The organism is Agrobacterium sp. LR_9 (assembly GCF_041954855.1).
Classification (GTDB): Bacteria; Pseudomonadota; Alphaproteobacteria; order Rhizobiales; family Rhizobiaceae; genus Agrobacterium; species Agrobacterium leguminum.
In genome coordinates, this window is sequence record NZ_JAVAYA010000013.1 from 48007 (window position 1) to 61360 (window position 13354).

Below are 13354 nucleotides of genomic sequence, written 5' to 3' on the forward strand. Positions count from 1 at the left end.
GAACTGGCAAGACGGGTTCACCGCGCTATAAAAGCGGAATGAACGACGATTCCAGCCCCTTCCTGACCGACGACATGGCGATGGACGGCGACACGCCGGCCATTGAACCCACCAGCCGGATGCTGTCCTGGGCGCGCAATTCTGCGCTCTACCGGCTGGAACAGCGCATGATGACGGAAAAGCAGCTGCGCGACGCCATCATGCGCAAGGCGCGGGAAAAATTCGATGATATCAGCCCGGCGCAGGTCAGGGCGCTTGGCGAATTTGCCGTAACCTTCGCTTATGGCATCAAGGCGCTCGACGACACGGCCTTCGCGGAAATTACCGTGCGGAGCGGCCAGCGCAGCGGCAAGTCGAAACGCGGGCTCGCGCAGAAACTTCAGGTCAAGGGCATCGCCCGGGAAACGGCAGCCGTCGCGCTTCAGGAAACAAACGATCTCGTCGCAGCCGTCATCTTCGCACGCAAGCGCGCCTTTGGGCCGTTTCGCCGTGTCGAACTGGACGAGAAGCGCAAGGCCAGGGAATTCTCCGCATTCGCCCGCAACGGCTTCAGCTTCGAGATCGGCGCGAAAGTCATGGCGATGACCTTCGAAGAGGCGGAAGAGATTATCGCTGAAGCACCGCTCTGACCGCTATTGCGGCATGGGATGCGTTTTCAGATAGGCGATCAGATCCGCTATATCGGTTTCGCTCCACAGCCCGAAAAAGCGCATGGCATTTCCCGGGATCGCCTTTTTCGGGCTGGCGATGAATTTTTGCAGTTCCTCTTCCGACCACACCCGGCCAGCCGCGCCGGCATCCTTCAGCGCCTGCGAATAGTGGCCGTAATCGGTGACGGAAGCCATCGGCCTGCCGACGACACCCATCAGATGCGGCCCCATGCGGGTGCGTGGCGTGTCGACGCTGTGACAGGTGGAACAGCGGCTGAAGACCTTCTCCCCGTGGGCCGCATCGCCCTCGGCAAAAGCGGCTGTCGCCAAAAGGAAAGAACAGACGGTTACTGCCGCGACACTTCTGAATGTGGAAATCATGGCCCGGATAATACAACGCCCTCTCCGTCTGACAACGAAGAGGGCGTATTTTGACATGCGACAGAATGCCCGGCCGGGGCCGGGCACTTTGCCGATCAGTTCATGGCCGTGAGCGTCACGGAGGTGCCGGTGGCGGCGAGGTTGAGACCAACCTGACCCGTCACGCTGACCGTCTGCAGCTGGATGGAGCCGGACGTGCCGCCAACGAGAACGTTGGTGCCGACGCCGAGACCGACGGTGACTTCAGCCGTTGCGCCCTGATAAAGGCCGCCGAGCGAACCGCGGTGGTAACCGGCGGTCGGGGCGAAAACGGCCCAGACCAGACGGCCCTGCGTGGTGAAGCCGAGGTCAACACCCATCTTGCGGATGGCGCCGGTGTAATGGTCGGTGCGACGGGCGCCCATGGTTGACTGGAAGGTGCAATCCAGTTCCTTGGCCGAGCCGAGAACGTAACCGACGCCGCCGCCGATATCGCAGGTGAGGTAACCGATCTTGACGCCGTTGCGATCGTCCTGCTCCTGCGGAGCCGGCTCATATCTCGCGAGGTCGGCAGCGAGGGCGGATGCGGTTCCGCCGAGGCCCATCGTCAATGCGGCAAAAGTTACGGCAACAGCCTTTTTCATCTGATTTTCTCCTGTTTTATTCCTACCCGCAGCAGCCCTTCTTGCCCTCTCCGGATATTGAATTCCGCACTGTTAACGTTTGTTCCCTGAAATCGATCCAAAACAACTTAATTGGAGGCGATGAAAGCGGAACGGTTAACAATGTCTGATGGCGGTAGGACGCCATTAAGACATTGTTAGGGCGGGAAATACGTGGGGAATCGCCATCAACAGCCAGCGTTGCCGGCCGTTGTTTTGCTGCAACAAGCTCAAAGCGGCAGGGCGACGGGAAAGCCGGTGGCGGCATGGGTCATGACATCCATGCGGACACCATAGATGCGCTGCAGCGTCTCCGGCGTCATGATCTCCTGCGGCGTTCCCCGCGCGATAAGCTGGCCGGAATGAAGCGCGACGATCTCATCGCAGAAGCGCGCCGCCATGTTGACGTCGTGCAGCACGACGATGACGCCGAGACCCTTTTCGCGCGACAGTCTCTGCACCAGCGAAAGCACTTCGATCTGGTGCGCCATGTCGAGCGCGGAGATGGGTTCGTCGAGAAGCAGGCTCTCGGCGTTCTGGGCCACCAGCATGGCAAGCCACACGCGCTGGCGCTCACCGCCTGAAAGCGTATCCACCAGCCGGTCGCGAAAGGCGACGGTGTCGGTGAGTTCGATGGCTTCGTCCACCTTCTCCTGATCCGCTTTGGTGAACTGCCCAAGCGCGCCGTGCCAGGGATAACGGCCGAGCGCCACCAGTTCCTTGGCCAGCATGCCGGAGGCGGCCGGCGTATATTGCGGCAGATAGGCGAGCTTTCGCGCAAATTCACGATTGCCCCATGCGCCAAGCGCCTTACCCTCGAATGAGACCCCGCCCGCCGTCGGCTCCTGAATCCGCGCGAGAATCTTGAGCAACGTGGATTTTCCCGAACCGTTATGACCGATCAGGCCGATGGTCTTGCCGGTCGCAAAACTGGCCGTCAGCGGCTGCAGCAATGTCCTGCCCGGCACTTCCATGGTCACGCCGTCGAGAGAAAAAAGCGGAATATCGTCATAATCGACGGCAAGTGCTGCCTGACCCATGGTTCTCATCTCCGTACGTCGTTCAAGAAATTCATCATCGCCTGCCTGAAAGCCAGATCAGATAGGGCGCGCCGGCAAGCGCCGCAAAAAGCCCGAGCGGCAGTTCATAGGGAAAGGTGACTGTCCGTGCGCCAAGATCGGAAAGCGCCATCAGCACCGAGCCGAACAGGAAGGAGGCGAAGAGATGGTCGCGCGGCGTGGTGAAACCGGCGCGAAGTGCAATATGCGGCGCCATCAATCCGACGAAACTCAAGGGACCGACGAGCAGCGAGGCGGCCCCGGTGGCAATGCCCGCCACCGCGATGACGGCGACGCGCGCCGCACCGAGCGGCAGGCCGAGGGAGAGCGGCACATCGCGTCCGAGCGGCAGGATCGTCAGCCAGCGCGTGACCGATAACGCCCCCGCCAGCAGCACGACGGAAAGAATGGCGAGAAAGATCGCCGAAGCCGGCGTCGCCGTCGAACCCGAGCCGCTGAGCCAGGCGAGGATCTGCCATGCCCGCTGGTCGCCAATGGCAAGCAGCGCCGAGAGAACGGCCGAGCAGAGCGAACTGATGGCAATGCCCGCGAGCAGGATTTTTTCCGGCGCCAGGTGCCGGCGCATGGAAAACAGCAGGACGAGGATCATGACGGCCGCAGAGCCGATGCCGGCGCCGCAAAACAGTTCGAAAAGACCGGCGGCCGGAAAAATCGTGATGGCGGCGGCAAAACCGAGGCCGGCACCGCCGCTGACGCCGATCACCTCCGGGCTTGCCATGGGATTACCGGTAAGCCGCTGGAGAAGCGCGCCCGCCATAGCCAGAAGTCCGCCTGCTGCAACGGCCGCCACCAGCCGCGGCCAGCGGAACGGCAGCAGGCTTTGCAGATCGTCAGCCTTCAGCACCGTCCAGCCATCGGGCCCCTTGCCGATGGCGAGCGCTGCAAAAACAAGTCCCGCCATGACCGCCAGTACCGGCAGCAGGGCCGTAAGCCGGCGTCTTGTCGCCAGCTCGACGCCTTCACCGCGATGCACATCGGTCGGCCGGATTTTCGGCAGCAGCCACAAAAGCAGCGGGCCGCCGATCAGGGCCGTTACCGCGCCGGTCGGGAAAACTTCGGCGGTCGTGCTTGCCAGAAGCTGCACGAGACCGTCGCAGAACCACAGCAGCAGTCCGCCCAGAAGCGGGGAAACCAGGAGCACCGAAGACGAACGCCGCACACCGAGCGCCCGGGTAAGCGCAGGTGCTGCAAGGCCGATGAAGCTGACGAGGCCGACCGCCGAAGCAACGAAGGCGGCCAGCATGACCGCGACGGCGGCAACCGCCAGCCTGATCGAAAACAGCGAGACGCCGAGCGATCGCGCACCGGCATCGCCGAGACCGAGGACCGTCAGCGGCTTCATCAGCAGGCCGGTCAGAACGAGCCCGGCAACAAGCTGGAAACCGAGGGACAAGGCGTTCGACCAGTCCTGCTGGCTGAGCGAGCCGCCGTTCCAGACGACCAGCGACATCAGATATTCGCCCTGTGCCAGCGTCAGCGCGGCGGAAACGGACGCGGCGGTGATGCCGACCAGCAGCCCCGACACCACCATGGTCACCGGCTCGAAGGAGCGTCGCCAGCCGAGAAGAAACACGATGCCGGCGGCACCGGTCGCGCCGACAAGCGCCACCAAAGCGCGGTTGCCATCCAGCATCCACGGGAAGAACAGGGTTGCGATGACGATGGCCAGTTGCGCGCCGGCCGAGATGCCGAGCGTCGAAGGATCGGCAATCGGATTGCGCAGCAATTGCTGGAACAACGCGCCCGACAGGCCGAGCATCGCCCCCGCCAGAATGGCGACCGCCACACGCGGCATCAGGCTGAAGGCGAAAATCACCTGATCCATCGACATGGTGGCAGCATCGAACGGCAGGCCGGGCCATGCACCGAAAGGCAGCCGTAACAGCCCGGCATGCAGGGAAAGCCCGCAGGCCAGAACGAACAGCAGCCCGAAGAAAAGCTGAAGAGGCCGCGCCGTCACAGGGCTTCTCCCTGCGCCGAGAGCGCTTCGGTCAGAAGCCGCGCAAAGCGCATGCCGGCGGTGATGCCGCCATAGGGGCCGACATTGCCGAGCGTGACCACCCGGTTTTCCCGCACGGCGGGCAGCGCACGCCATATGGCGCTGCTGCGCAGGGTTTCCCGCGCCTCGACCGGAATATCGGAGACGATGACGATGCGCGCATCGGGCGAAGCGGCGAGGTTTTCAAGCGGCACCGGGGCCGCGAAGGTGAATTGCGAACGATCCACCCAGGCATTGGCGAGCCCCAGCCGGCCAAGAACATCCCCGAACATGCTATCCGCACCGAAAGCGCGAAAATGCCGGGCGTCGCCGATATTGATCACATAAGTCGGCCGCGCCGCAAAACCGGCAAGGCGGGTCCGCATGGCTTGCAGCGTCGCTTCCGTTTCGCCCAGAACCCTGCGCGCCTCATCGGCCCTGCCAAGCTTTTCGCCAAGGGCGGAGACCGCCGCCAGCGCCTTTGCGAAAGGCGGCTCGCCCTTCACGTAAAAGGGCAGCGAGAAGACCGGGGCAATCGCTTCCAGCCTGCCGGTATAGCGGGTGTAGAAGGGCGAAATCAGAATGAGATCGGGCCGGGTCAGTTGCAGAAGCTCGAAATTCGGCGCGCCGCGCAGGCCGAGATCGGCGACGGTTGCGGGGATTTCCGGCTCGACCGCGTCCGCCCGAAACTGGACGAGCTCGGTCGCCGCCACCGGCATGACGCCGAGCGCAACGGCGGTTTCCAGCATGGCCCAGTCGATGGCGGCAAGGCGTGGCGTGACCGCCGCCTGCGCCTTGCCAGCAAGAGCCGAAGCAGCGAGCAGGCCTAAAAATTCCCGCCGCCCCCAAAGGGGGGACATCCATCGATCCTTGCGCGTCATGCCCCTGCTGCTTCACTTTGATATGGCGTCACCAACGATAGGTCAGCTTGCCCATAACCGTTCTTCCGTCACCGTAATAGCATCCGAAAGTGGAGCAACTAGAAATATATTCTTTATCAGTCAAGTTTTGCACCAGAAGCGAGGCGCGGTAGCCGTTCTTCTCGTAATGCACGCCGAGATCGAGCAGGGCGAGGCCCTTCATCTCGAAGGTATTGGCGGCATCGCCATAGCGTTTTCCGACATAACGCACACCGCCGCCGATGCCGAAACCCTCAAGGGCGGTATCTTCCGGGAAAGTGTAATCCAGCCAGAGGCTTGCGGCGTGCCGCGGCGTGCTGTCCAGCTCCTTGCCGTTATTGACACGGCCGGAGACCTCGCTGTCCATGTAGGTATAGGCCGCGCGCAGGTCGAGCCCGTCGGCAAGGCTTGCGACGCCTTCAAGCTCGAGGCCTTTCACATGCGCCTCGTCCATCTGCTGCGTCACCCCGCCCACCGTCGTCGTGACGTTTTTCTGTGTCAGATCGTAGATCGCGGCGGAGAAGAAACCGTCGAAACCCTCGGGCTGGTATTTGACGCCCGCCTCCCATTGTTCGCCGGTGGTCGGTTTCGGCGCATCGCCGACAGCCGGCTGCGGCACCGGTTCGAAGGAGGTCGCGTAGCTGACATAGGGCGCGATGCCGCCATCGAACAGATAGCTAACGCCGACGCGGCCGGTCAGCTTGTGATCGTCCTTGTCGAGCGAACGGTAGGTGGTGCCGTTGAAGGTCGTACCGCTGGTGCTTGCCCAGTCCTGCCGCAGGCCGGCGGTAACGCGCCAGTTCTCAAAAGCCATCTCGTCCTGCGCATAAAGGCCGATCTGGGAAATATCCGTCTTCACATCGGCATAAAGCGTGCGCGAGGTGAGGCTGATCGGCCCGCCATAGACCGGATTGACGGGATTGAGCGGCGTCGCGGCCCAGAATTCGGTTTTGACGTTATTGTCGAAATAACGGTAGTCCAGCCCGACAAGCAGGGTGTGGTCGATTGGCCCCGTGGAGAACTCCGCCTGCAGGCTGTTGTCGATGTTGAAAGTGTTCAGCAACTCGTCCTGAAACGTCGCATTGCGGCGGATGAGATTGCCGATCATGCCGCCGCTGGTCGAGGACATGCCGAGCGCGCGGTAGGACCAGTCGAAATTGGAATAACGCGCATTCTGCCGGAAGGTGAAGGTCTCGTCGAAACGGTGCTCGAATTCATAACCGATATTGGTGAATTTGCGGCTCGACGTATCGAAGGACGGATCGCCGACATAAAAGCTGCGATCCAGCATATTGCCGGGTCTGAGATAGGTCAGCGCCGGCGGCAGGCCGGAGGGCGAACTCGGATTGTCGTGCTGATAGGAGGCAAGAACCGTCAGCTTCGTATCCTCGTCCGGCTGCCAGGTGAGCGCCGGCGCGATGAAATAACGGTCGTTCTGCAAATTGTCCGTCTGGGCATGGGCGTTGCGCGCAAGGCCTGTCAGGCGATAGGCGAAACTGTCGCTATCCGCCACCGGGCCACCAACATCGAACATCGACTGGTAATAGTCGAAGCTGCCGATCTGCACACCGACTTCGCCGAACCGTTCGAAGGTCGGCCGCTTGCTGATGAGATTGATGAGGCCGCCGGGATTGCCCTGACCGAAAAGAACGGAAGCAGGCCCGCGAATGACTTCCACGCGCTCCAGACCGTAAACCTCATAGGAGGGCGCACCGGCGGTGCGCATCAGCCGCAGACCGTTCAGGAACTGCAACTGGTTTCCCTGGAACCCGCGAATGCGCGGCGCATCGAAACGCGGATCCGCCCCAAACGGCTGCGCGACGACACCCGGAACATAATTCAGCGCCTCGCTGAGATTGCGAACGTTCTGAGCATCCATCTGGTCCTTGGTGATGACGGATACGGATTGCGGCGTCTCGATCAGGGATCGCCCCGTCTTGGTGGCGCTGGCGCTGGTTTTCGCCACATAGCCTTTCACGGGCGCCTTGGGGTCCTGATTTTTGGCGCCCTCCACGGTGATGGTCTGCAGCACCGTCGTACCGGCCTCCTGCGCAAGGGCGGAAGCCGGGGCCAAAAAGCCCACATAAGCGATGACGGCGCAACCGCCAGCCAGAATGGAAATGTGTTTGGTTTTTCCCTGCACCCCAAGCCCCTTCATCACCCGCGCCACCATAAGGCGGTATTTTTCTGGAGAATTTAAGTCATCTTATTACGCAAGGGACGAATTGTGATCCAATAAGCGCAGCCGGTTTTTTTCAGAACTATTGATTATGAAAAGTAGCAGCGATAATAGCTTGGAATTATTCAAATCTGCCGGAAAGGCCGTGACGATGGGCAGGAAACCGGCAAGCCGGGCAGAAACGTTCGAATTGCGCCACCTGCGCTATTTCACCACGCTGGTGGATGAGCGCAATTTCGAGCGCGCCGCCGCCCGCCTCGGCATTGCCCAGCCGGGTTTGAGCCAGCAGATCATGGCGCTCGAACAGATTGTCGGCATGCCGCTTCTCGACCGCACGCGCCGCTCGGTGAAGCTGACCACGCCCGGCCAGCTTCTCTACGAGGATGCCCGGAAGATCCTCGCCAATGCCGAGGCGACGCTTGCGGCGCTCAAACGCGTCGATCGCGGCGAAACCGGGCGCATTTCCATCGGTTATGTCGCCTCGGCCGCCTATTCCGGCCTGATGATCCGGTCCATCGCCAGTTTCCGCGCTTCCCATCCCGATGTGGAGCTACAATTGATCGAGATGGAGATGCGGCTGCAACTGGCCAAGATTGCCGACGGCAATCTGGACTTCGCCTTCATCCGCCCGCCCGCGCCTGTTCCGGAAGGTGTGACAACCCATGTGGTGCTGCGCGAACCGCTGATGGCCGCACTTCCTGAAAACCATCCCCTGGCGTTTGCGCTGCAGGTCGATCTGAAAAACCTTGCCGGCGAGACCTTCATTACCCCGCGGCAACCGCCGGATGTCGGCTTTCACTACAATACGATAGAAGCCTGCAATGAAGCCGGGTTCCAGCCGGCGATCACCCCGGAAGGCAGGGACTACACCACGATTGCCAGCATGGTGGCCATCGGCCTCGGCGTCGCGCTGGTGCCGCGCTCGCTTAATTGCCTGAGGCTGCCCGGTGTGCACTACGTGCCGCTTGCCGCCAGTGCCACGACCTCGGACCTCGCCATCGCCCACCGGAAAACGGAAGCCTCTCCCGCCGTCAGGGCCTTCATTCTCCATATGCGCAATTGAAGCGGCAGCACCCGCCCGCCTGTCGATCCCGTGGACGAAAAATCCGCCATTACCCGTTTGCGCCGCATCGGCGGCAACAGGCGGTGGCGGCGTAACCGCTTGGGATTGCGAAAGGAATGACGGTCTTGCGGGCAGGCCCAACACGAGGCCGAAATCCTGTCCGGATATTTCCTGTCCCCGCTTTTCCCCGCAGCCGCAGCGCACCCCATAATCGCGGCAGATTTCAATTTACGGGAGACAGCAATGGCTGAGACTTACGAACACCACGCCGCCGGCCTCGAATCCCCGGCATCCCACGCTTTCGATGTCGTTCCGGACGATACGAACCCGCTTTCTTCCCCCACCCGCGCCATCTATGTGGGCAATGGCGGCCATCTCTGCCTGACCCTGCTTTCCGGGGCGACGGTGACCTTCCAGAACCTGCCCGCAGGCAGCCTGCTGCCGGTCAGGGCCACGCGCATATTTGCAACGCGCACCACCGCCACAGGCATCGTGGGCCTCAATTAAGGCCTCTATCGTCTCGACGACCTCAAACACCCAACCGAACGGCCACGACGGAGTGTGACACTTCCATGACAAGCTTTCAGGTTGATGTCAGCAAAATGACGCATCCGCCATTGATCGGCCCATGCGGCAGTCTGGACGACGGCGTTTTCGCCTCGTCTGCGTTGCCGCCGGCCTATTGGAAATCTGGTGGATCTGACAGTGGCTCTTTTTACCGCGAAAGCGACGGGAACAGTAACATATCGTCTGGAAATCGGCAGCGTGCCGCTCAGCCTGCTGACGGCGGCCTATCTGCTGTTTTTCATGAACCGGACATTCTGGTCGAAGGTTCACACCTATCTTTCCGCCTATCCGGTCGCCATTGTCGCGCTTTATGCTGCCATGGCCGCCCTTCTCGGCGCCCTCATCATCATTTTTTCCGCCAAATATCTCATCAAGCCGTTTTTGATCTTCCTGGTCTTCGCGGCGGCCGCCGCTTCCTGGTTCATGGATCGCTACGGCATCGTCATCGACAGCGACATGATCCGCAACGCCATGGAGACGACGCAGGCGGAAGCCGGCAATCTGATCACGCCCGGCTTTCTCTGGCACATGGCGATTTACGGACTGGTGCCGTCCCTCCTCATCGCCGCCGTGCGTGTGCGCCACCGCCCAATCCTCGACAAGCTTTTGTGGAACACGATCAGCATCCTGATCTGTCTTTCCATCGCCGGCATCATCAGCTTCGCCAATTCCAAGACCTTCACCACCGCCGTGCGCCAGCACAAGGATATCGTCAAAAGCGTCAATCCCCTGTCGCCGATCGTGTCGGCCATTCATTACTTCACGCTGGCCGGCAAGGAAGTTGATATTCAGGTCAGCCCGGTCGGCGGGGATGCGAAGGTCCTGCCTTCATTGGGCGGCGTCCGCAAACCCCGTATCACCGTCATCGTGGCGGGCGAGACGGCGCGGGCCGCGAACTTTTCCCTGAATGGCTATGGGCGCGATACCAATCCCGAGCTTACAAAACGCGGTGTGGTCTATTTTCCGAACACGACCAGCTGCGGCACCGCGACGGCGATTTCCATTCCCTGCATGTTCTCCAAGTTCCCGCGTTCGGAATATAGCCACAAAAAGGCGCTCGCCAATGAAAACGTCATGGATGTTCTCGTCCATGCCGGGGTCAGCGCGACATGGCTGGACAATAATACCGGCAGCAAGAACGTGGCCGACCGCATCCCCTATTTCGACCTACCCTCCACCAATGACAGCCGCTTCTGCACCGGCGGGGAATGCCGCGACGATATCTTCTTCGACAAGCTCGACTCCTGGCTCAACAACGTCACCAGAGACAGCGTCATCGTGCTGCACCAGATGGGCAGCCACGGGCCGACCTATTATCTGCGCTACACCGACGAATTCCGTAAATTCACCCCGGATTGCCGCACGGCCGAGCTTGGCAACTGCTCCGACGCGGAGATCGTCAACTCCTACGACAACACGCTTCTTTATACCGACTATTTCCTCTCGACCGTGATCGACAAGCTGAAGGCCCGTTCCGACAGGCTGGCGACGGGCATGATCTACGCGTCTGACCATGGCGAGTCGCTCGGCGAGAACGGCGTCTACCTGCATGGTGCGCCCTATCTGCTGGCGCCCGACCAGCAGACCCATGTGCCGTTTCTCGTCTGGTTCGACGATGACTTTGCGAAATCCATGGGGCTCAACAAAGCCTGCCTCGTAAAAACCGCGGCGGAGGGCGGGCGCTCGCACGACAATTATTTCCACAGCATCCTCGGCATGATGAACGTCTCCACTTCGGTCTACGATCCCTCGCTCGATGTGTTCGGCGGCTGCACCCAGCGGCAGAACAGCTGAAACACCGTGCTTGACGCTTATCCGGAGAAAGAGATACGCAGGACGAAGCGATAGAGGGAGCTGTCTTGCGGGTTCTGCTTGTTGAAGACGATCATGTGCTGGGCGAAGCGCTGCGGGACCATGTCGCGGCGGCGGGTCATGCTGTCGACTGGTTCAAGACGCTCGGCGACGCCATGGCGGCGACGCTGACGATGGGTTACGGCCTCATCCTGCTCGACATGCGCCTGCCGGATGGCGAGGGCATCACCCTTCTGCAAAGCCTGCGCCAGCGCGATGACGCGACGCCGGTGATCATTCTGACGGCCCATGACCAGGTCTCCGACCGGATCGCCGGGCTGAACGCCGGTGCGGACGATTATCTGGTCAAACCTTTCGATCTCAACGAGCTTTCGGCCCGCATGCTGGCGGTTTCGCGCCGTTACGAAGGGCGCTCCGCTCCCGTCATCCGCCTGCCCGGCATCGAGATCAACCAGGTGGCGCGCAACATCACGGTCGATGGAACGGCGCAGACGCTGAGCGCCCGGGAATGGGCCGTGCTGGAAAAACTCGTCGAACATCCCGGCGCGGTCGTCTCGAAAGCGCAATTGCACGACACGCTTTATGAATTCGGCGCGGAAATAGAAAGCAACACGGTCGAGGTCTATATCAGCCGACTGCGCAAGAAAATCGGCCATGACCGCGTCGAAACCGTGCGCGGCGTCGGCTACACCATTCGATAGTCAGAATTACAAGCAGGCAGAAATGGCCAGACCGACCAGCATGACCCGCAAGCTCGTGACGGCGCTGACCAGCGTTGTCGCCATATCCTGGCTTCTCGCCTGCGGGCTGGGCGTCATGGTGATGCAGGATGAGTTCGCCGAAATTTTCGACGCCGGCGTTGAGGAAACCGCCGAAAGACTGCTGCCGCTATTGGTGGACGACCTGAGGGAAAACAACACCGCGCCTGCCGCGCAAAAGCTCAACCGGACGTCGGAACGGGCGGAATATCTGACCTATCAGGTCCGCGACCGGGAAGGACAGGTGGTGCTGCATTCGCATGACAGTTCCACCGAACCTTTCGAGGTCTCGCTCGAACCCGGCTTTTCCGAAACCCCGACCCAACGCATCTTTACGGTTGCGACACCGGACGGCAATTATTTCCTGCAGGTCGCCGATGCCTTCGCCAATCGCCGCGAGGCGATCGAAGAGGCGGGCACCGCGCTGCTTCTCCCCGTTCTCATCCTCATTCCCGCCAGCATTTTCGCCGTCATTGTCGTGGTGCGCAGAACGCTGCGACCGATACAGACCCTGCGCGACGACATCGGCAAAAAGGACGGCGGCAATCTCGCGCCGCTGCCGACGCAACCCTTTCCGGGTGAACTCCATCCCATTGCCCGTTCGGTCAATCTGCTGCTCGGACGATTGCGATCGGCAATCGAGGCGGAACGGGAATTCACCGCCAACAGCGCCCATGAATTGCGCACGCCGATTGCCGGCGCACTGGCGCAGGCGCAGCGGCTGCATGCCGACATTCCGCCGGAGCTTGCACCGCGCGTGGAAAACATCGAAAAATCCCTGCAGCATCTCGCCCACCTGGCCGAAAAACTGCTTCAGATGTCGCGCGCGGAGGCGAGGATCGGGGTCACCGACACGGCAAACGATCTCATTCCCGTTCTCGAACTCATTATCGACGACATGATGAGAACGGCCATCGGTTCATCCCGCATCCGCTTCACCAATCGCTGTGAAGGCGGCCTGTCCTGCAGGATCGGCCCGGATGCCTTCGGCATCATCATCCGTAACCTCCTCGAAAATGCGCTGATCCACAGCCCGGCGGAAAGCCCGGTGCAGGTCGTCGCCGAAGCGGACGGCACGATCCGCATCGTCAATTCCGGGGCGGCGATCGACGCGGCGCTCCTGCCCAAGCTGACGACGCGTTTTACCAGGGGCCAGACCACGGCGGACGGAACCGGGCTTGGCCTTGCCATCGTCAAGAGCCTGGTGGAGCAGGCCGGCGGAGAGCTGGTGCTTTCCTCGCCGGCGCCGGGCCGGCAGGACGGTTTTGAGGCCCGCATCGTCCTTCCCGCCGAAGCCGCCTGAATGCTAAAAAGAAAAAGCCCTGCCGGAAGGACGGGGCTTTTTCC

Annotated in this window: 12 protein-coding genes; 6 read left to right on the forward strand and 6 right to left on the reverse strand. The window is 61.6% G+C overall.

Annotated features, from left to right (window positions below; all coding sequences use genetic code 11):
• The first annotated feature begins 38 nt into the window (after positions 1 to 38).
• Positions 39 to 629, forward strand: a complete 591-nt coding sequence (recX, locus tag RAC79_RS15925; RefSeq protein WP_174040169.1) for a recombination regulator RecX — start codon at positions 39 to 41, stop codon at positions 627 to 629.
• Between the two features lie 3 nt (positions 630 to 632).
• Here recX and RAC79_RS15930 read toward each other — a convergent pair whose 3' ends face one another.
• From RAC79_RS15930 to RAC79_RS15955, 6 genes are all read right to left on the reverse strand, one after another.
• Entirely contained in the window at positions 633 to 1031 is a 399-nt protein-coding gene (locus RAC79_RS15930; RefSeq protein ID WP_174040168.1) for a c-type cytochrome, read from the reverse strand.
• Between the two features lie 95 nt (positions 1032 to 1126).
• Positions 1127 to 1654, reverse strand: a complete 528-nt coding sequence (locus RAC79_RS15935; protein ID WP_003522107.1) for a DUF992 domain-containing protein — start codon at positions 1652 to 1654, stop codon at positions 1127 to 1129.
• Between the two features lie 248 nt (positions 1655 to 1902).
• On the reverse strand, positions 1903 to 2712 hold the full coding sequence (locus RAC79_RS15940; RefSeq protein ID WP_174040167.1) for an ATP-binding cassette domain-containing protein: 810 nt from the start codon (positions 2710 to 2712) through the stop codon (positions 1903 to 1905).
• A 34-nt stretch (positions 2713 to 2746) separates the two neighbouring features.
• Positions 2747 to 4711: a Fe(3+)-hydroxamate ABC transporter permease FhuB gene (gene fhuB / locus RAC79_RS15945; protein ID WP_174040166.1), complete on the reverse strand. Its 1965-nt coding sequence runs from the start codon at positions 4709 to 4711 to the stop codon at positions 2747 to 2749.
• Entirely contained in the window at positions 4708 to 5610 is a 903-nt protein-coding gene (locus RAC79_RS15950) for an iron-siderophore ABC transporter substrate-binding protein (RefSeq protein ID WP_174040165.1), read from the reverse strand. The genes fhuB and RAC79_RS15950 overlap by 4 nt, the downstream gene beginning before the upstream one ends.
• A 28-nt stretch (positions 5611 to 5638) precedes the next feature.
• On the reverse strand, positions 5639 to 7801 hold the full coding sequence (locus RAC79_RS15955) for a TonB-dependent siderophore receptor (protein ID WP_374997270.1): 2163 nt from the start codon (positions 7799 to 7801) through the stop codon (positions 5639 to 5641).
• A gap of 157 nt (positions 7802 to 7958) precedes the next feature.
• On the opposite strand from RAC79_RS15955, the gene RAC79_RS15960 reads away from it, so the two are divergent.
• The 5 genes from RAC79_RS15960 (at position 7959) to RAC79_RS15980 (ending at position 13310) form a co-directional block, all read left to right on the forward strand.
• Entirely contained in the window at positions 7959 to 8870 is a 912-nt protein-coding gene (locus RAC79_RS15960) for a LysR family transcriptional regulator (protein ID WP_174045955.1), read from the forward strand.
• Between the two features lie 243 nt (positions 8871 to 9113).
• Positions 9114 to 9377, forward strand: a complete 264-nt coding sequence (locus tag RAC79_RS15965) for a hypothetical protein (protein WP_065657417.1) — start codon at positions 9114 to 9116, stop codon at positions 9375 to 9377.
• A 186-nt stretch (positions 9378 to 9563) separates the two neighbouring features.
• Positions 9564 to 11231, forward strand: coding sequence for a phosphoethanolamine transferase (locus RAC79_RS15970; protein WP_374997271.1), 1668 nt, complete (start codon positions 9564 to 9566; stop codon positions 11229 to 11231).
• A 65-nt stretch (positions 11232 to 11296) separates the two neighbouring features.
• Positions 11297 to 11950: a response regulator transcription factor gene (locus RAC79_RS15975; RefSeq protein WP_020010073.1), complete on the forward strand. Its 654-nt coding sequence runs from the start codon at positions 11297 to 11299 to the stop codon at positions 11948 to 11950.
• Positions 11951 to 11972: 22 nt separating this feature from the next.
• A complete protein-coding gene (locus RAC79_RS15980; RefSeq protein ID WP_374997272.1) occupies positions 11973 to 13310 on the forward strand; it encodes a sensor histidine kinase in 1338 nt (445 codons plus the stop codon).
• Positions 13311 to 13354: the final 44 nt, after the last annotated feature.